This is a genomic window from Hymenobacter sp. UV11 (assembly GCF_004684095.1).
In the GTDB taxonomy this organism is placed as follows: Bacteria; Bacteroidota; Bacteroidia; order Cytophagales; family Hymenobacteraceae; genus Hymenobacter.
This window is the reverse complement of record NZ_SRII01000004.1, coordinates 123,208-142,985: the sequence shown is the minus strand read 5'-3', so window position 1 is coordinate 142,985 and position 19,778 is coordinate 123,208. Positions and strand designations below refer to the sequence as shown.

Here is a 19,778-nt window from a genome sequence, read left to right as displayed (position 1 = left end):
TACGGTAAATATTTGGGGCCGGCCGCCTACATGGCCATGCCGCTCATGTGGTCGTCGGGGGCACCCTGGCGCAGCGTAAACTCGCTTTGCAGCAGATAGGCGCCGGCCACCACCACGCGGTCGCCGGGCTGCACGCCGCTCAGGATGGGTACCGTGGCCGCCGTGCCCTCGCCGGCTTGCACCCGCACCCGCCGGTACTGGCGCGTGCCGGTTTGCGTCCATACGTAGCTCGCGGCCCCGTCGTGGATAAGGGCGGCTTGGGGCACGCGCAGGGGGGTAGGGCCGGCGGCCGTGGGCGCGGCCGGCGCGGCGGCCGGGGCGGCCAGCAGCACGTTGGCCTGGGCGCCGGGCTGCAGGCGCCCGCCGGGGTTGGGCACCGCTATGCGGGCCAGCGTGATTTGGCTGCCGCCGCTCAGCTCGGGGCTGAGAAACACCACTTTACCCGCCAGGGACTGCGGCTGGCCCGCCACCTGCACCGCCACGCGGGTGCCCAGCGGCAGCCGGCCGGCATCGGCGGGCACGAGCTGGGCCTCGACCCACACCTGGCTGAGGTCGGTGAGGGTGAGCAGCGGCGAGCCCTCGGCCACGTACTGCCCCTGCACCACGCGCAGCGACTGCACCGTGCCGGTGCGCGGGCTATAGTACGTAACGAGCGCCGTGGGCCGGCCGCCCGCCGCCAGCGCCCGTAGCTGCCCGGCCGACACGCCCAGCAGCCGCAGCTTCTGGGCCGTGGCCTCGGCAAAGCGCCGGTAGGTGGGCTCGGGCACTTGCAGGTCCTGGGCCAGGGCCAAGAGGTACTCGCGCTGCAGGGTTTCGAGCTGCTCGCTGTACACCGCAAACAGCGGCGCGCCCCGGCGCAGCACCTGCCCCGTTTGGCGCACGTAGAGCTTCTCGACGCGGCCCGCCACCCGGCTGCTCACGCTTTCGGTGCGCTGAGCATCGGCCACCACGGTGCCCGTGAGCACGGCCGTAGCGGCGGGCAGCTCGTTTTCAACGGGCTTGCTACCAATTACTTCCGTTTGAATATTACCCAGCTCTACCTGCTGGGCGGTGAGCACGAGGTCGGTGCGGGCCGAAGCGCCGCCGGGCATGGCGGCCATCTCGGCGGGCGTCATCTTTTGGGCGGCGGGGCGGGCCGAGGTTTTCACCAGGTCCATGCCGCAGATGGGGCAGCTGCCGGGCTGGGCCTCGCGCACCGCCGGGTGCATGGGGCAGGTGTACACGGCGGCAGTTGCGGTCGCTTTTTCTGCCGGGGCGGCCACTGGTGTCGGCTGCACTTTTATCAGATTCATGCCGCAGATGGGGCAGCTGCCGGGGCCGTCGGCGTGCACCTGGGGGTGCATGGAGCAGGTGTAGTAGGCCGCCCCGGCGGCGGCCGTAGCGGCGGTATCAGGCGCGGCCTGGCGGCAGGCGGCGGGGCCCAGCAGCAGCAACAGCAGCCCCAGCAGCAGCGGGCCGAGGCGGCCGAGGGTCGGGCGGGGGGTCTGGGGGGCGTTAGTCATGCGCAGTGGGGGTAGGGGCAGCGTTGGCCGTTTGAATAAAGCCTTCGCTGTCAATTAAATACTGGCCATTGGCCGCCACGTCCTCAATGCCAGTCAACCCACTAAGCACCTGCACCTGGCTGGCGGTGCGCTGGCCCGCCTGCACCGCCACCGGCACAAACGTGCTGCCCCGCCGCACAAAGGCCACCTGGCGGGTGCCCAGGTCCACCACCGCGGCGCGCGGCAGCCAGAAGCTGCCCGCCAGCGCCGGCCGCGCCGCCGGCGTCAGCGTGCCGGTGAGGCGCTGTCCACGCCGCAATAGCCCCTGGCTATTAGCGAGATACACGCGCACGGCCGCCACGCTGGCCCCGGACCGAAACTCGGGCTCCACCAGGTCGAGGCGGGCCGTGCGGGGGGGTAGGGCCAGGCCCTCGGCCACCACGCGCAGCGCCTGACCGGGATGCAGCCGCCCCAATTCGGCTGGCGTGGGCTGAAAAATCCCCCACACCTCATCCGTATTCATCACTTGAAACAGAGTTTGGCCGGTGCTCACGTAGGCGCCTTCGGTGAGGGTGAGGCCGGCAGCCTGGGCCGCGCCGGGGGGGGTAGGCGCACTGGCCTCGGCGCTGCCCATGCCGGGGGCGGCGCCGGCCATGCCGCCCGCCGCGTCGTCGGCCGGAGCGGGGGCGGCGGGCGAAGCGCTGGCGGCGGCCGTCTCAACCACGTAGCCGTCGTAGGGGCTGAACACGGCCACCCGGTAGCTGGGGCGGCGGGTGCGGGCCAGGTCGCGCAATTGATTGTCAGTCAAGCCTAGCAGCCGTAGCTTCTGGCGGGCGCCGCTCAGCAGCAGCGCATTATCGGCGTCATTTTCGAGGATAAAAATCAGCTCCTGCTCGGCCGTCACCAGCTCGGGACTGTAGAGCTCCAGCAGCTTCTGGCCCCGGCGCACGGGCTGGTAGTTGTAGCGCACCAGCAGCCGCTCAATGCGCCCGCCGAAACGGGCGGCCACGGCGCGGCTGCGGCGCGGGTCGTACTCCACCACGCCGGGCAGGGTGAGGGTATCGGCCGCCGCGCCCTCGGCCACGGGGCGCACGGTGGCCACGGCCGCCACCACCGCCGCATCGGGCGACTGCGTGACGCTGCCCAGGCCGGCCTCGGCCCGCGCGGCGCTGTTGCTCAGTATCTTGGGCACCAGGTCCATGCCGCAGATAGGGCAGCTGCCGGGGGCCTCGCGCACTATCTGGGGGTGCATGGGGCAGGTGTACTGCGTGGCCGCGCTGGCGGCCACCGGGGGGGTAGTGGCCACGTTGGCGGGGCCGTGGGCCTGGCCGTGGCAGCCCGCCAGCAGCAGCGCTACTGCAGCTGCCAACCAACTGCTTTGCAACAGTTTATTGCTCCAGTTCCTGGTCATAGCGCACGGTAAGGGTGAGGAGTTCATTTTGCGTATCGAGGTATTGCAGGCGGGTGAGGAGCCAGGTGTTAAGGGCCTCGACCACGGCGGGCAGCTGGGCGGTGTTTTGCTGGTAGGCCAGCAGCGTCACCTGGTAGCTTTTGCGCAGGGCGGGCAAGATGCCTTTCTCAAAATTCTCGACCTGCTCGCGCTTGGTCACCAGGTCCGACTGCAGGGTGCTGAGGCGGCCGGCCGCGTCGTTGAGCAAGCTGGCGCGCTGCTGGCGCACGGCCTGGGCCTCGTAGCCGAGCGCGGCGGTGTTGGCCCGGTACTCGCGGGCGGCCCAGGGCACCATCGGAATCGTGACCATGCCCATGACGGTGAACTGATTAGGCGTGCTGCCGATGCCATTCATGTGGTCGTAGCGCACCCCAAAATCGGGCCGGCGACGGCTGGCCTCCACGGCCTGGTTGAGGCGCACCACGGCCAGCGAGCGGTCGAGGCCGCGCACGTCGCTGCGGCGGGCGGCCAGGGTGGCCGTGTCGGGCAGGGCGGCCAGCGGGGGGGTAGGCAGCAGCGTATCCACCACAAACTCGGTGGCGGCGTCGCGGGCCATTAAGGTATTGAGGGCGATGGTGTTCTGGCGCAGCTGGCCGTAGAGCACGGCGTGGTCGTTGCCGTGCATGGCTACCCGCGCCTGCACCTGGTAGATGCTGGCCAGCGAGCTCTGATTATAAGGGTAGCGGGCGCGGGCCACCTTCAGCAGAAAATCGAGCAAGTAGGCGCTCTCGTCCAGCACCTTCAGCTTTTTTTCCAGAATGACCCGGCTGTAGTACAGCGTGCGGGCCTGGGCGCGCAGCTCGTTGAGCGAGGCCGCCTGGCCGGCCTGCTCCACGGCCGCCTGGCCGGCCAGGTAAGCGCGCCGGGCGCGCTGCTTGGCCGGGTTGGGCAGCATCTGCTCCACCGATACCATCTGCATGCCCATGCCCTGCCCATTATTCATCTCCTTGATTGGCTGCTGGTTATAGGGCGTCATCCAGTAGCCGGCGCTCACCTTGGGGGCGTCCCAGGTGTTGGCGCCGGCCACGGCGGCGTCGCGGGCGCGGGCCCGGTAGTCGTACTGGCGCAGGGCCGGGTTGCGGGTTTGGACGGCCCGCAGCACCGAGTCGAGCGGCAGCGGGCGCGGCTGCGCCGCGGCGGGCAGGGCCAGGGTTAACAGGAGCAGGAGTTTTAGGTAATGCGGCATGGTCGTTCTGGCGGGCGCCTCACCCCCCGGCCCCCTCTCCGAAAAGCAGAGGGGGAGTCGAGTAAGCAAGAGCGTTTTTGATAATTTTCACTTCTCTAATTTTAGTAATCGGCTGGCTCCCCCTCTCCTTTTCGGAGAGGGGGCCGGGGGGTGAGGCGAACGCCCGCGCCGCCTAATGCCCCACCGCCAGCACGTCCAGCCGCCCAAACTTGCGCAGCTCATACTCCTTGGTCATCAAAAAAATGAGCGGCGTCACCAGCAGAATGTGCGTCGAAGACGTGAACACGCCGCCAATCATGGGCAGCACGATGGGCAGCATCACGTCGGAGCCCGTGCCGGTGGCCCAGAGCACCGGCACCAGCCCAAACAGCGCCACCGACACCGTCATCAGCTTGGGGCGCAGGCGCTTGGCTGCGCCGTGAAACACGGCGTCGCGCAAATCCTGCTTCGTGATGGTGGCGCTGGAGTTACCCTTGAGCGCCACCAGCTGCTGCATGGCGTCGTTGAGGTAAATGACCATGATGACGCCCGTTTCCACGGCCAGCCCAAACAGCGCGATGAAGCCCACGGCCACCGCCACCGACAAATGCACGCCGTAGAAATACACCATGTAGGCCCCGCCAATGAGCGCAAACGGGATGGTGACCAAGCTCAGCAGCGCCTCGCGCACCGAGTGAAAGGCGAAGTACAGGCAGCCAAAAATCACGACCAGCACGATGGGCAAAATGAAGAGCAGCGTGCGCTGCGAGCTGATAAGGTTTTCGTACTGCCCACTCCACTCCAGGTAGTAGCCGGGGGGTAGGCGGCCCTGCACGGCCTGCACCTTCTTCATGGCCTCGCTCACGGTGCTGCCCAGGTCGCGGTCGCGCACGTTGAAGAGCACCGCCCCCCGCAGCTGGGCGTTTTCGGAATTAATCATGGGCGGGCCGTTTTCGAAGCGCAGGGTGGCCACGGCCGACAGCGGCACCGGGCCGTAGGCAGTGGTTTGAATCGGGATGCGGCGCAGGGCGGCCAGGCTGTTGCGGAAGTCCTCGGCCAGGCGCACGTTGATGGCGAAGCGCCGCCTACCCTCCACGGTGCTGGCCACGGGCGCCCCGCCGATGGCCATTTCCACCACCTCGTTCACCTGGTCCACGGTGAGGCCGTAGCGGGCCAGCTGCGGCCGGTTGAGGTCGATTTGGAGGTACTTGCCGCCCGTGATGGGGTCCACGTACAGGTCCTGCACGCCGGGCACGCCGCCCAGCGCCGCCCGCACCTGCTGCGAGATAGTGTATATCGTATCGAGCTGCTGGCCATACACTTTCACGCCCACGTCGGTCCGAATACCGGTGCTCAGCATGTTGATGCGGTTGATGATGGGCTGCGTCCAGCCGTTCACTACCCCCGGTATTTGCAGCTTGCCGTTCAGCTCCTCGATGAGCTTGGCCTTGGTCATGCCGGCCCGCCACTCGGCGCGGGGCTTGAGCTGGATGATGGTTTCAATCATGCTCAGCGGGGCGTTGTCGGTGGCGGTGCTGGCCCGGCCGGCCTTGCCCAGCACGCCCTTCACCTCGGGCACCTGCATGATGATGCGGTCCTGCACCTGCAGGATGCGCTTTACCTCGGTGTTCGACACGTCGGGCTGGGTGATGGGCATGAACAGAATCGAGCCCTCATCGAGCGGCGGCATAAACTCGGTGCCCAGGCTCAGCAGCAGCGGAATGCTGATGGCCAGCAGCACCAGGTTGATGGCAATGGTGGTTTTGCGCCACGTCAGGCACCAGTTTATCAGCGGCGCGTACACCCGCTCCAGGCCCCGGTTGATGGGGTTTTGCTCCTCGGTTTTGAAGTTGCCCTTCATAAAAAAGGACAGCAGCACCGGCGCCAGCGTCACGGCCAGCACGGCATCGATGAGCAGGATAAACGTCTTGGTATACGCCAGCGGGTGAAACAGCTTGCCCTCCTGCCCGGTGAGCAAAAACACCGGCAGAAACGACGCCACAATGATAATCGTGGAGAAAAATATTCCCCGCGACACCTGCTGGCTGGATTTCTCGATGATGGCGAGGCGCTCGTCGTTGGTCATGGGTAAGGGGGGTAGGAATAATCAAAAAGAACGTCATGCAGAGCGCAGCGAAGCATCTCGCCAGGGGTAGTAACTCAATCGTTGCAACGGGTTTGCTTACTGCTGCACGCGAGATGCTTCGCTGCGCTCTGCATGACGTTCAGTAGTAGCCACTTGCCCGCCACTCGCCGCCGCCGCTTCCGCCGCCTGGTGCAGTGCCAGGTTGCGGTAGGCATTCTCGGCCATCACGATGCCGTTATCGACAATGACGCCGATGGCCAGCGCTATCCCCGTGAGCGACATGATATTAGAAGAAATCCCGAACGCGTTGAGCAAGATGAAGCTGGCCGCGATGGTAATCGGAATCTGGAGCAGGATGCTGAGCGCGCTGCGCCAGTGAAACAGAAACACCAGCACCACCAGCGACACCACGCCCATTTCCTCCAGTAGCGTGTGCTCGATGTTGGCCACCGATTCCTTTATCAGCCCGCTGCGGTCGTACACGATGTCGAACGACACGCCGGGGGGTAGGCCCTTGGCCACATCGGCCATTTTGGCCTTCACGCGGGTGATGACCTCGTCGGCGTTTTCGCCGTAGCGCATCACCACGATGCCGCCCACGGCCTCGCCCTGGCCGTTGTGGTCGAAGATGCCGAGGCGGCTTTCGCCCGTCATCTGCACCGTTCCGAGGTCCTTGAGGCGCAGCGGCACGCCGTTGGGGCGGGTCAGCACGGGCACGTTTTCGAGGGTGGCCACATCCTGCACGTAGCCGTTGGTTTTGATGATGTAACCCACGCCGGCCTGCTCGAATTTGCGGCCGCCGGCCTCGTTGTTGTTCTGGCGCACGGCGGCCAGCACCTGCGGCAGGCTCACGTTGTAGTAGGTAAGCTTGGTGGGGTCCACCGTCACCTGGTACTCTGGCTGGAAGCCGCCAAAGCTGGCCACCTCGCTCACGCCGGGCACGGTTTGCAAGCCAAATTTCACGTACCAGTCCTGCAGGGCGCGCTGCTCACCCAGGTCCAGCTTGGGCGCGTGCAGCGTGTACCAGAGCACATGGCCCACGCCCGTGCCATCGGGGCCCAGGGTGGGGGTAAGGCCGGCCGGCAGCAGCCGCTGGGCAAAGTTGAGGCGCTCCAGCACCCGCTCGCGGGCCCAGTAGATGTCGGTATTGTCATTGAAAATGACGTACACGAAGCTCATCCCAAACATGGAAGCGGCGCGCACGGCCCGCACCTGGGCCAGCCCCTGCAGGTTGGTGACGAGGGGGTAGGTCACCTGGTCCTCAATAATTTGCGGCCCGCGCCCCGCCCACTCGGTGAACACAATCACCTGGTTCTCCGACAGGTCTGGGATGGCGTCAATCTTGCTGGCCCGAATGGAGAAAATACCCCACACCAGCAGCCCCGCCGCCAGCAGCAGCACGATGCCCCGGTGGCGCAGCGAAATAGAAATAAGTTGCTCAATCATCTGGATAGTAGCTGATGAGCGGAGCGGAGCAGCGCGGGCGGCGCGGGCGGGGCACCTCACCCCCTAGCCCCCTCTCCTTTGGGAGAGGGGAGACTAGCCCTAGATATAATCTTATAAAAACCAGATTATTAGAGCTAAGACTAGAAACCAGTTTCCCCTCTCCCAAAGGAGAAGGGGCTAGGGGGTGAGGTGCCCCGCCCGTGCCAGCCGCGCCTCCTCAGCGCCAGCCCATGCACAAAAGCCCCACGGCCAACCGGCCGGGGGCACAAGGCAACACCCAGAAGCTAAATCAGGAACGCGTGGCCGCGCACGTAGGCGGGGCAGTCGGGCGGCGGGGCGGCGGTGGCCGACTGCGGCGCGACCGGCGCTTCGGCCGGGTAGGTGGGGGTAGGGAGCCGGTAGGCCAGCCGCAGCGCGGCGGGGGCGGGCACGGCCACCAACACCGGCAGCTTGAGCTGCGCGGTAGTCAGCTTCACATCCTTGAGGGTGCTGCTGAGCTTGTGGTCGTGGCAGCAGCCGGCGGGCTTTTTGGGCACCGGGCAGCAGCAGGCGGCCTCGCTGGTCACCGAAACTTCCGTGAGCGTATCGCCGCAAAAGTGCATGCTGTACACCAGCCCGGGGCTGGACAACAGGTAGCTCAGAAGCAGAAACAGACTGGCGAAGCGTTTCAAGGCAGCGGGGAAAATCGGGGGCGAAGGCGGTTGCAAAGGTACGGCAACCGGCCGGGGTAGGAGTTACGGAACTACGGCAGCGAAGGTGTAAAATTCACCCAACGCTTTATTTATCAGAGCACGTGCAGCTGGCTCAGCAGCACCGCCAGGCCCACGGCCAAGTAGAGGCCGAAGCGCTGTAATTGCCGCCGGGGTGGGTGATGCTCGCACATGCTGCCCCAACACGCGCCGGCCGGCTTGCGTTTCCGGCCGCAGCCAACTGGCCCAACCCGCCCGAATTCTGTACGCCCCGACGGCAATTGCGTGCCGCCGTTTTTGCACGCGCGCCGGTCCTTTACCGTTTAAGTAACTGAACCTCCGCCGGCCCCCGGGCCGCCCCGCTATATGGACCCTACTACCCTGGCCCCGGCCGCCGCTGCCGGCACCGAAACGACCACCTTCGACATCGAGGGCATGACCTGCGCTTCCTGCTCCAACTTCGTGGAGCGGGCCCTCAGCCGCACGCCCGGCGTGCAGCGCGCCGTGGTGAACCTGGCTACCGAAAAAGCCACCGTCGATTTCCTACCCACCCAGATTGACCGCGCCGGCCTCAAAGCCGCCGTGGAAGAGGCCGGCTACGGCGTAGCCGAAACGGCGGCAACCACGGCCGCCGCCGGCCAGCCCGCCAGCCCCCTGGCCACCGACGACGAGCTGGCCGACCGCAAAGCCGCCGCCTACGCCAAGCTGCGCCGCCGCTTTGGGGTAGCCGTGGCGCTGGCCGCCGTGGTCATGCTGCTGAGCATGACCATGCTGTGGCCCGACTTGGCGGCACGCGTCAACATGCCCTTGCTCAACTACTTGCAGCTCTTCCTGACCCTGCCGGTGGTGCTGTACTGCGGGCGCGAGTTCTACGTGTCAGCCTGGAACGGGCTCACGCACCGCACCGCCAGCATGGATACGCTCATTGCGGTGGGCACCGGGGCGGCGTTCACGTTCAGTCTGGTGGCCACGCTGGTGCCGGGCGTGCTCACCAGCCGCGGCATCCAGCCGCACGTGTACTACGACACCACGGCCACCATTATCGCCCTCATCTTGCTGGGTAAGGTACTGGAGGCCAGAGCCAAGTCGCAGACTTCGGCCGCCATCCGGGCGCTGCTGGGCCTGCAGGCGCGCACGGCCCGCGTGGTGCGCGGCACCCAGGAAGTGGACGTGCCCATCGAGCAGGTGCAGCTTGGCGACGTGGTGGTGGTGCGCCCCGGCGAGAAGGTCGCCACCGACGGCGTTATCCAGGAAGGCCATTCGTCGCTCGATGAGGCCATGCTGACCGGCGAGAGCCTGCCCGTCGAGAAGAAAGCCGGCGACGCGGTGTTTGGCGCCACCATTAATAAGACGGGTTCTTTCCGCTTTAAGGTGACCAAGGTGGGGGCCGAAACCATGCTGGCCCAGATTGTGAAGCTCGTGAGCGACGCCCAGGGCAGCCGTGCGCCCATTCAGCGGCTGGCCGACCGGGTGAGCGCGGTGTTCGTGCCCACGGTCATCATCCTAGCCATTGCCACGTTCGTTATTTGGTTTGATTTTGCGCCCGACGCCACCCGGTTGCCGCTGGCGCTCACCAACTTCGTGGCCGTGCTTATCATTGCCTGCCCCTGCGCGCTGGGGCTGGCCACGCCCACTGCCATCATGGTGGGCACCGGCAAAGGCGCCGAGTACGGCGTGCTCATTCGCAACGCCGAGGCCCTCGAAAAAGCCTACCAGGTCGATACCGTGCTGCTCGACAAAACCGGCACCATCACCCAGGGCGAGCCTGCCGTGACGGACCTGCTACCCCTGGCCGGCCACCGCGCCGCCGACCTCCTACCCCTGCTCGCCGCCGTGGAGCGCCAGAGCGAGCACCCGCTGGCCGCCGCCGTGGTGCGCTACGCCGAGCTGCCCGCCCAGGCCGGCCCCGCCCCTACCCCCCTCGCCACGGCCGACTTCCGCGCCATCGAGGGCCAGGGCGCTTCGGCTACGGTGAGCGGCAAAAAAGTACTCATCGGCAACCAGCGCCTGCTGCGCGAGGCAGGCGTGGCCCTCACCCCCGAGCAGGAGCACGCCGCCGCCGGCCTGCTGGCCCAGGCCAAAACCGTGCTCTACGTGGCCCTCGACGGCCAGCCCGCCGCCGTGCTGGGCGTGGCCGACACGCTGCGCGCCACCTCAGCCGCCGCCATCAAGCAGCTGCAGGCCCAGGGCCTGGAAGTGGTGATGATGACCGGCGACAACCCCCAAACCGCCGCCGCCGTGGCCGCGCAGGTGGGCATCACGCGCTACTTTGCCGAGGTTCTGCCCGCCGACAAGGCCGGCAAGGTGCAGGAACTGCAAGCCGAGGGCCGCACCGTGGCCATGGTGGGCGATGGCATCAACGATGCGCCCGCCCTGGCCCGCGCCGACGTGGGCCTGGCCATGAGCACCGGCACCGACGTGGCCATGGAAGCCGCCCCCATCACCCTCATGCGGGCCGATTTGCAGGGGGTAGTAACGGCCATCGCGCTCTCGCGCCACACCATGCGCACGATTAAGCAAAACCTGTTCTTCGCGTTCGTTTACAACTCGTTGGGCATTCCCATCGCGGCCGGCCTGCTCTACCCCTTCACCGGCTGGACGCTCTCGCCCATGCTGGCCGCCGGGGCCATGGCCCTCAGCTCCGTTTCGGTGCTCACCAACTCGCTACGTCTGCGCAGCTTTTCCGTTAAAAAGTAGAAGCCGTTTGTCATTGCGAGCGCAGCAAAGCGGAGCGCGGCAATCCTTCCTTCACGTTAGGGTCACTAACCCATTGAAGTGAACGACCAGGAAAGATTGCCGCGCTCCGCTTTGCTGCGAGCGCAACGACAACTGGCTCCCTACCCCCCAAATCAAAATCAATGGACACTACCCAACTGCTCGTCACCATCATCGGCCTGGGCCTCATGGCCTTTGTAGGCTGGTTTTTCTTTTTGGCGCCGCACCAGCGGGCGGCGGCAGTGTCGTCGTCGGCGGGCGTGCAGCAGGTCGATATCACCGTAAAAGGGGGCTACTCGCCCAACGTGATTGAGGTGCGAAAGGGCGAGCCAGTGCAGCTCAACTTCTACCGCGACGAGGAAAGCTCGTGCTCGGAAGAATTGCTGATGCCCGACTTTCACATTCGGCGCGACCTACCGGCGTTTCAGACCACGGCTGTCGAGTTTCTGCCCCAAAAAGCCGGAAGCTTTGAGTTTACCTGCGGCATGCACATGCTGCGCGGCAGCGTGGTAGTGCGCTAGGCGCTGGCCCCTACCCCTCGCGAGGCAGCCGAAGGCTACTACCGGGCCCTTTAGTCCGGAAAATACTGCTGCAAAACGCCCCGCATCTTCTCCTCGGTGAGGGGCTTGTTGAGCGTGCCCGCAATGGGCAATTGCCGCACGCGCTCCAGGTCGCGCGGGTGCACCGAGGTGGTGAGCAGCACAATGATAATGGCCTGGCGCTGAGCCAGGGGCAGGCGCTGGTAGGCCTCCAGAAACTCGATGCCGTTCATCACGGGCATGTTCACGTCCAGCAAAATCAGGGCCGGGCACCTGGGCGTGGCCTCGGCGCACACTTCCGCCAGGATAGCAAGCCCCAGCGCGCCGTTTTCGGCCACAAGCAGGGTATCGGCAATATCCAGGCGCTTGAGCAACAAATTGTTGAGAAAGTTGGTCGTCGAGTCATCGTCGATTAGCAGCACGCTGGAAAGCTTTTTCATATCTCGCACAGAGTCCCGCCCCGTGGTGGAGCAGGTTGTAACATCAATTTGGCAGCAAAACGATAAAGCTGGAACCTACGCCCAATTCGCTTTGCACCGCAATAGTACCACCGGCATTCTCCACTATTTTCTTGACCATATACAACCCAATGCCCGTGCCCTCCACGTGCGTGTGCAGCCGCTGAAACAGCCCGAAGAGCCGGGCCTGCTGTGCCGCGTCGAGGCCCAGGCCATTGTCCTGCACCCGCAGCTCCACACTATTCCCTCGCAACTGGCTGCTCACCTGCACGCGCAACGGCCGGCCGGGGGCACAATACTTGAGCGCGTTGCTCAGCAGGTTGTAGACCACCGAGCGCAGGTTTTTTTCGGAAAAGGTGACGACCTGGCCGAGCGGCACGGCCACTTCCAGCCAGCCGAGCGCGGCCAGCACGGGGTCCAGGTCGAGGGCCACTTCCTCAATTACCTGACGCAGCCGCACTTCCTGGGCCGGCTGGTCGTGGGCCTGCTGCAGCTTGCTCACCTCGGTGAGGTCGCCGATGGTTTTTTGAAAACGCTCCACCGCGGCGTGCATGCGCTCTAGAATGGGCTGCACCAGCGCCGCCTGGCGAGCTTCGGCGGGCAGCTCGTGGGTAAGGGCCTGGAGCAGGCCCTCAATGTTGGCGATGGGCTGCTTGAGGTCGTGCGAGGCAGTATAGATGAAGTTGTCCAAGTCCACGTTGGTGCGCGTGAGCTGGCGGTTGGTATCGCCCAGCTCCTCGTTGGTGGCCTGCATTTCTTCGTTAATCGCCGCTAGCTCTTCATTCAGGTTTTGCACCTGCTGGCGGGCCAGCACCTGGGTCGTCATGTCAGTAGCCACGCACACAATCCCCGTTTGCTGGCCATCGGCGCCCCATAGCGGCTGGTACACAAAATTAAAATAGCCGGTGGTGCCGGGCTGGTGGCGGGCCAGCTGCACGGGCCACTCCTGGGCTACATAGGGTTGGCCACTAAGGCGCACTCGGTCAAGCAGTTCACGCAAGCCCTGGCCTTGCAGCTCAGATAGGGCCGTGAAGAAAGGCTGGCCTACTAGCTGTGCGGGGGGGTAGCCCCACATTGCCCCCATAGAGGGGTTCACTACGTCGAGTATGTAGTTAACTCCCCGAAATACGGCAATAGCCATCGGTGCCTGCTCAAACAGCTCACGCAGGCGCTGCTCCTGCATCACGCGCTCGCGGCGGGCCAGCACCTGGGCCGTCACGTCGTTGGCATAGGTTACGAAGCCATCAATCTGGCCAGTTTCGTCGAAGCGGGCCTGGTACGTCAGGTCAAAATAAACCTCTTCAAGGGGGCCACCCTCGTGGCGGGCCAACGACACCAGTACTTCCTTGCCTTCAAAAGGAATACCGGTAGTGTAGACCCTGTTCAGAATATCCAGCAAGGGTTGGCCGGCTACCTCAGGCAGAGCTTGCAGCAGGGGTAGGCCCAGCAGCCGCCGGCCGGGAAACAGCTGCTGGTAGCCCGGATTTACCAGCTCGTAGACCCAATTGGGCCCGCCGAAAATAGAGATGGCCGCCGGCGCGCGCATAAATAGGTCTTCGAGCTGGCGCCGCTGGCGCTCGGTTTCGGCGCGGGCGGCGCGGGCATCCTGGGTACGGGCGGCCACGCGGGCTTCCAGCTCCTGGTTGAGCTGCTGCAGCTGCAGCTGCGTGTGCGTCAGCTCCGAGTTGGCTTGCAAAAACTCTTCGTTGCTGGCGTACAGCTCTTCGTTAATGGTCGCCAGCTCCTCGTTTAGCTCTTGCACCTGCCGGCGGGCCAGCACCTGCGTTGTCACGTCATAGGCAAACACAAAAATGCCTGTAATCTCGCCTCCCAAGCCGTGGCGCGCCTGATAGATAAAGTTATAGTAGCGCTTTTCCAGCGTTTGCGAGCCCAGATTATCGTGGTCGAGCTGCACCGGCATCTCGTTGGCGCGATACGTTTCGCCGGTGCGGTACACGCCATCAAGCAGCTCAAAAATGGGCTGCCCAACCAACTCGGGCATCGCCTCGGCAATGGGCTTGCCCACCAGCGGGCGGTCACCCACCAGCGCCTGGTAGGGCGGGTTCACAAACTGAAACACGTGCTGCGGCCCGTCAAACACGCAAATCATGGCCGGCGCCTCCTGAAACGTTTGGTACAGCTGCTGGCGCTGCGCCTCAACGGCGGCGGCGGCGGCCTGCTCGCGGGCCTGGCTTTCGCGCAGCCGTGCCTCGGCCTGCACGTGGTCCGTCACGTTGAGCACCGCGTGAATAATGTGGCTCACCCGGCCTTGGGCATCGAGTACGGGCGTGTTGCGGGGCAGCCAGTGGCGCTCCACAAAGTGGCCGGGTCGGTCGGGGTCGGGCGCGTCGTAGCGCTGGCGGGCCATCTCGTGCGGCAGCCCGGTAGCCAGCACCTGGTCCAGCGAGGCGCGCAGGTTGCTTACGCCGTTTGCCTCGGGCGTGTCGGGATTATCTGGAAAGGCGTCGAACAGGTAGCTACCCAGCAGGTTGGCGCGCTCCGTGAGGGTAGCCGCCAGAAAGGCATCACTCACGGCTTCAATCACCAGGCTCGGCGTGAGCAGCAGGTAAGGCGCGGGCAAGGCGTCGAAAATGGGCAACAGGGCAGAAAGGTCAGTCGAAGAAGCGGCAGGCATGAAGCAAAAAAGCAGCGCAGTTGGGTGGTAACAATACGGAAATTGCCCCAACACAACCAAAAATTCAGCCGACTGATTTCCTTGTTTTTGCTCGCTGGCTCGCCCCTACCCCACACGCAGAAATCAAGCCGCGTGAGTAACGACCACGGTCCGCAGCTAGCCTTTGCGCACTTCCTTAGCCACTATAGCTTGTTTCACAATAATATATTTTACGAATGCTTGAGGCTATTCCCACTTGCCACCAAGCAGCAAGCATTCGCGTTATTGTCTCAAACACAAAGGAGCCCGCCGATAATCGACGAGCTCCTTTGTAATCAAAAAATTTATACTCGCGGCTTTCCAGCCTCCGCCACGGCCGCGCCCCTGGGCAGGGGTAGGGCGGCGGCCGTAGCAGTAGGGCTTTAGTAGCCGGGGTTTTGCGTGATGTTAGGGTTTACATCCACCTGCGTCTGCGGAATAGTAAAGAGGAGATACTTATCAGCGCTCACGGGCTTGTCTTTCCGGGCCAGCAAAAACTTGCCGAACCGAATCAGGTCCTGCCGGCGCCACTCCTCGTTGTACAGTTCCCGGCCGCGCTCATCGAGCAGAATATCCAGCGTAAGCGCGGGCAATGCACTGGCTCCCCGCGAGGGCAGCGTGCGGATATAGTTGACGATAGCCAGGGGCGTAGTGCCATACGGGCCAGCCGTGGTGGCCGTGCCGCCCCGCAATATGGCCTCGGCCTTCATCAGCAGCACGTCGGCCAGCCGGAAGCTTACGTGGTCGTTTTCCGCGCCGTTGCCGCCTTTATCCTCGCTGGCGTAGTCTACCGGGTATTTCAGAGGCCGAATGCCCTTCACTTCCAGGTCGGGGCCCACTTCAAATATGTTGATGTCTTTGGTAAACACCAGTGGATTACCGCCCCGGTCTTTGAGGGCCGTCTCGTCCTTAAGGTTGTACTGCTGGCCGGCCAGAAAGCCCACATTGATGTGCTTGCCCGTGTTGATGGCGTTGGGAGAATTGCTCGGATAGGCTTCGCCCCGCCGTTTATCGGTCGCCTCAAACTTGTCGAAAAAATCGCCCGTAGTGGCCGGGCCGTTGTAGCCATTGACGGGAAAAAGGTTGTAGTGCGAAACGAATTTCCAGTAGGAGCGCACATCACCGCCGTCACCGTAGGTATTTTCCTGGGTGAAGATATTCTCTTTACCGATGGCGGTGTTGTTGGGCGCGAAGTTATCGAAGTAGTCGGCCGTGAAGGAGTACTTATTGCTATTGATAATTTCGTCCGCCAGCTTAATTACTGCGTTCATATCAGCCACGTCAAACGTTGGCGTTTTGCGGTTGGCGTAGGCCCCCTTGTTGAGGTAGCACTTCATCAGCAGAACGCGGGCGGCATCCTGGTTGGCTTTGCCCGCCGGGCCGAGGGGCAAGTCCTTTTGCACGGTCTGTATTTCGCTCACGATGTAGTTCAGCGCTTCCGTGCCTTTCCGCAACCGGGCCGCCTGGCTCACTTCCTCACCGGGGTCGCGGTACAGCACCTGGTCGAACATATCCAGCAACCAGAACATCCCCCAGGCGCGGATGAACCGGGCTTCGGCGGCCTGCTGCGTGGTGGGGTTAAACCGCAGCAGGTCGGTGGCAGCGTAGGTGATGCCGTTGAGCCCGGTGAAGGTGTTGCGGATTTGCTCGTTGTTAGAGTCCCAGTTGTGGAGATAGAGTTGGCGCCACTTGCCGTTGTCGTCCCAGTCTGGTCCGCGGGTGGGCATAATTCGCTCGTCAGTCGATACTTCTTCCAAGGCAAAAACGTTTACGCTGCCCTGAATGGGGTCACGCATAGAATTGTACACCCCCGTGAGCAGCGCCGCGGGGTTGCCACTAGGAATCTGGTCTGCGGTCAGGTTTCCACTAATATCCTCTTTTAGCTGGCAGCTATTGGCCACCTGTAGCAGGGCTAAAGTGGCCGCGATACGGGCAATACTATTTTTGTTCATGGCTGATAAAAGCTATTGTATTACAAGGAGAGATTGAGGCCGAAGGTGAAGGTGCGGGCACTCGGATAGCCCATGTAGTCAATGCCGACCGAGGGGACACTATTAGCACCCGTTTTGATGGTATTGATTTCCGGGTCGGCTCCCGTGTAGTTCGTCAGCACAAACAGGTTCTGGCCCGTAGCGTAGACGCTGGCTCCCTTGAATACCTTACCTAGGTTGCCAATTGCGTACGACAGCGTCACGTTCGACATTTTCAGGTAGTTACCCTTCTCCAGGTAACGTGACGAGGCAGATGTCGCGCTGCCAGTCGCTTCCTTAATGGGGTTTTCATAGGTCACCAGCGCAATGTTCTTCCGGGCGTTAATGCCCCCAATAGCACCCACCGCGTTGAGGGTGTTGTTGTAAATGAGCTGGCCAAACACCCCGGTCATGTTGGCTACGAGCGAGAGCTTGCCGTAGCGGGCGTTAGCGCTCAAGCCAAGCAGGGTTTTGGGATTGGGGCTACCGGCGTAGAAGGCCGGGCCGTAGAGTGGCAGCCCCTTGTCATCGAGGCCCAAGTATTGCGGCAGAAAGAAAGCATTGATAGGCAAACCGTTGCGAATGGTTTCGACCACCGCTCCGGATAGCCCCTGGCCATTGACCGCGCCGGTAGGGATAGCGGCACCTGGGAGGTTGGAAACGCTGTTGCGGATGAACGTGGCGTTGGCGTTGAGGCCTAGCGCAACCTTATCGCTGCTCAAAATCGTACCTCCGAGCGCGAGTTCTACGCCTTTGTTCACGACTTCGCCCTTGAGGTTATCCCACTTAACAGCAGCATTAGACGGCCGGGGCTCCCCAGGAATGGTGGGAAATAGCAGGTCAGTGGTCGTCTTGTAGAAGTAGTCAACCGTAGCCGTCAGCCGATTATCGAAGAACCCCAAGTCAACCCCGGCGTTGTACTGCGTGTCCGACTGCCATTTCAAGGCTGGGCTGGCGGCATTGAGCGGATTTTGGGCCCCGTTGTTATCCAGCGAGTACCGGGCTTGGGCCGAGCCGGCCGGAAACTCCTGGTTGCCGGTGCGGCCGTAGCCCGCCCGGATTTTAAGCTGATTCAGGTACTGGTTACCCTTCAAGAATTCTTCCTGGCTTACATCCCAGGCCGCGGCAAAAGAAGGGAAATAGCCCACTCGGTTTTCGGGGCCGAACTTGCTGCTTTGGTCGCGGCGCAACGTAGCCGTGAAGAGGTAGCGCTCCTTGTAGTTAAGAATGGCCCGGCCAAAGACGGACTGCAGCGCGGTGAAAGGGTCTTTGAAAGAGGTTACAAACCGGGAGCCGTTGCTGGAATACTGAATGTAATTCGTGTAGTCCAGCCCGAAGTTGCCAAAGCCGCCCTGGTCAGGATTGCCGTAGGCCCTGATGTTCGAGCCTGAGCTGGAGAACGTGGTATACTCGTAGCCCAACAGCGCATTCAGGTTGAGGTCAGGAGCAATTTTCTTGTTAAAATTCAGCGTATTGGCTATCTGCTGGGTGCTTAGTTGGTTGTTGCCAATGCTAGCAAGTCCCTTGCCCTTTATATCATCAAAATTGATAAGGTCTTGGCCGATAGATGAGCGGCGCTCCCCGGTGCTGTAGTTGATGCTGTACAGCACCCGTGCTTCCAGCCAGTCGGTAATTTTGTAATGCGGCGACACGCTGGCCAGAATGGTGGTTACCCGGGATTCGTCATTGAACAGCTCCTGATACGCCAGGGGGTTAATAAGTTCGCCCGCTTTAATATTCAGCGTGCCATTAGGATTGTAGAGCGACTCGGTCGGGTTCCACTGCAACGCTTGGCCGATGAGGCTGCCTTGAGAGCCGGCGTTGGTAGTGATGGGGGCCAGGTTCTCCTGAAACTGGCTGGTGACGATGTTCACATCCACGCCCAGCTTCTTGCTTTCGAGAAACTCCAGGTTGGTGGAGAAGTTGGCGCTGTACTTCTTGAAGCCAGTTTTGCGCACAATACCGTCTTGGTTGAGGTAGCCCAGCGAGAGGCGGTAGCGGCCATTTTCGCCGCCACCACTCATGGCCACATTGTAGTTTTGCAGTTTAGCCGTTCGCAGGAGGGCACCCAGCGCGTCGGTATCAGCGCCCAGGTCGTAGCTACCGGCCCCGGTATTGGGCAGCCCGTAGTAAGCCAGGGCTTGCCGGTACTGCCCGGCATTGAGCATCTTCTGGCGACGCAGGATGTTTGAAAAGCCGGTTGAGGCCCCTATGCTTAGTGTCGGGGCGCCCGTTTTGCCCCGCTTCGTGTTAATCAGCACAACCCCGTAAGCTGCCCGCGAACCGTAGATGGCCGTGGCAGAAGCATCTTTCAAGACGGTCACCGACTCAATATCAGCGGGGTTGAGGAAGTTCAGCGGATTGCTGTCAGCCCCATCACCGCCGGCGGTCGATGCGTTCAGGCCCGGCCGGGCCGAGCGGCCATCGAGCGGTACGCCGTCTACTACGTAGAGCGGCTGGCCGGTACCCGTCACGGCCGAATTACCCCGAATTTTTATGGTTGCAGGGCCCCCAGGCTGCCCGCTGCTGTTAGTGACTTGCACCCCCGAGGTACGGCCCTGAATGAGTTGGTCGGGCGAGGTGTACGTGCCCTTGTTGAAGTCCTTCTCGCCGATGACCGAAACGGCCCCGGTCAGGTCGCTCTTTCTAACCGCGCCGTAGCCCACTACCACTACGTCGCCCAGGGCTTGGGCATCGTCTTTCAGCGTCACCGCTATTGTGTTTCGGCCCGTGATATCAACGGTTTGCTTGGCGTAGCCGATAAATGATACCGTGAGCGAGGTGGCCGTAGCCGGCACCTGCAACTGGAATCTGCCGTCGGCCCCCGTGCTGGAGCCCACCGTGGTGCCGGCCACAATTACCGTTACGCCCGGCAAGCCGGTACCGGTGCCATCCACTACTTTGCCCGTGACCTCCCGCGCCGTCTGCGCGTGGCCAATCAGGGGTAGGAACAGCGTCAGCAGTAATGCTTTGCGGCCCAAGGATGAGCGGGCCGCCGGTTGCTCATAGGTCTGTTGTGTTGAGTAACAAGTGTTACGCATGAGTGAAAAGAGTTGAAGTGTGGGAATTCTAACTGGAACTTATTTATCTCTACCTATCGCAATCGATTGCCGAGAACGATTGCAA

General features: G+C 63.2%; 12 protein-coding genes. 2 read left to right on the top strand and 10 right to left on the bottom strand.

The features are described from left to right. Window positions 1-26: 26 nt before the first annotated feature. The 6 genes from E4631_RS08075 to E4631_RS08050 all read right to left on the bottom strand — a co-directional run bounded on the left by E4631_RS08075 (window position 27) and on the right by E4631_RS08050 (window position 8,299). Window positions 27-1,502, bottom strand: a complete 1,476-nt coding sequence (locus E4631_RS08075; RefSeq protein WP_133659595.1) for an efflux RND transporter periplasmic adaptor subunit — start codon at window positions 1,500-1,502, stop codon at window positions 27-29. Then, a complete protein-coding gene (locus E4631_RS08070; protein ID WP_166648243.1) occupies window positions 1,495-2,892 on the bottom strand; it encodes an efflux RND transporter periplasmic adaptor subunit in 1,398 nt (465 codons plus the stop codon). The genes E4631_RS08075 and E4631_RS08070 overlap by 8 nt, the downstream gene beginning before the upstream one ends. Next, window positions 2,870-4,117, bottom strand: coding sequence for a TolC family protein (locus E4631_RS08065; protein ID WP_133659593.1), 1,248 nt, complete (start codon window positions 4,115-4,117; stop codon window positions 2,870-2,872). Before E4631_RS08065 ends, E4631_RS08070 begins: the two co-directional genes overlap by 23 nt. Window positions 4,118-4,289: 172 nt before the next feature. Beyond that, window positions 4,290-6,182 (bottom strand): efflux RND transporter permease subunit, encoded by a 1,893-nt coding sequence (locus tag E4631_RS08060; RefSeq protein WP_133659592.1) that lies wholly within the window; start codon window positions 6,180-6,182, stop codon window positions 4,290-4,292. 96 nt (window positions 6,183-6,278) lie between these two features. Then, window positions 6,279-7,628 (bottom strand): efflux RND transporter permease subunit, encoded by a 1,350-nt coding sequence (locus tag E4631_RS08055; protein ID WP_133659591.1) that lies wholly within the window; start codon window positions 7,626-7,628, stop codon window positions 6,279-6,281. A 284-nt stretch (window positions 7,629-7,912) separates the two neighbouring features. Beyond that, window positions 7,913-8,299, bottom strand: a complete 387-nt coding sequence (locus tag E4631_RS08050; protein ID WP_133659590.1) for a hypothetical protein — start codon at window positions 8,297-8,299, stop codon at window positions 7,913-7,915. Between the two features lie 384 nt (window positions 8,300-8,683). Between E4631_RS08050 and E4631_RS08045 the strand changes: the two genes are divergently transcribed. After that, window positions 8,684-11,014, top strand: coding sequence for a heavy metal translocating P-type ATPase (locus E4631_RS08045; RefSeq protein WP_133659589.1), 2,331 nt, complete (start codon window positions 8,684-8,686; stop codon window positions 11,012-11,014). 161 nt (window positions 11,015-11,175) lie between these two features. Further along, the gene (locus E4631_RS08040) at window positions 11,176-11,553 is read left to right on the top strand and encodes a cupredoxin domain-containing protein (RefSeq protein WP_133659588.1); all 378 of its coding nucleotides are present in this window, start codon (window positions 11,176-11,178) and stop codon (window positions 11,551-11,553) included. A gap of 50 nt (window positions 11,554-11,603) precedes the next feature. On the opposite strand, the gene E4631_RS08035 is transcribed toward E4631_RS08040, so the two are convergent. The 4 genes from E4631_RS08035 to E4631_RS08020 all read right to left on the bottom strand — a co-directional run bounded on the left by E4631_RS08035 (window position 11,604) and on the right by E4631_RS08020 (window position 19,693). Continuing rightward, on the bottom strand, window positions 11,604-12,011 hold the full coding sequence (locus tag E4631_RS08035) for a response regulator (RefSeq protein ID WP_133659587.1): 408 nt from the start codon (window positions 12,009-12,011) through the stop codon (window positions 11,604-11,606). A 43-nt stretch (window positions 12,012-12,054) separates the two neighbouring features. After that, window positions 12,055-14,664 carry a PAS domain-containing protein gene (locus E4631_RS08030; RefSeq protein WP_133659586.1) on the bottom strand — a complete coding sequence of 870 codons (2,610 nt, stop codon included), beginning with the start codon at window positions 14,662-14,664 and terminating at the stop codon, window positions 12,055-12,057. Window positions 14,665-15,065: 401 nt separating this feature from the next. Then, window positions 15,066-16,634, bottom strand: a complete 1,569-nt coding sequence (locus E4631_RS08025) for a RagB/SusD family nutrient uptake outer membrane protein (protein ID WP_133659585.1) — start codon at window positions 16,632-16,634, stop codon at window positions 15,066-15,068. A 20-nt stretch (window positions 16,635-16,654) separates the two neighbouring features. Beyond that, window positions 16,655-19,693 (bottom strand): SusC/RagA family TonB-linked outer membrane protein, encoded by a 3,039-nt coding sequence (locus E4631_RS08020; protein ID WP_133659584.1) that lies wholly within the window; start codon window positions 19,691-19,693, stop codon window positions 16,655-16,657. Between the last annotated feature and the right edge of the window lie 85 nt (window positions 19,694-19,778).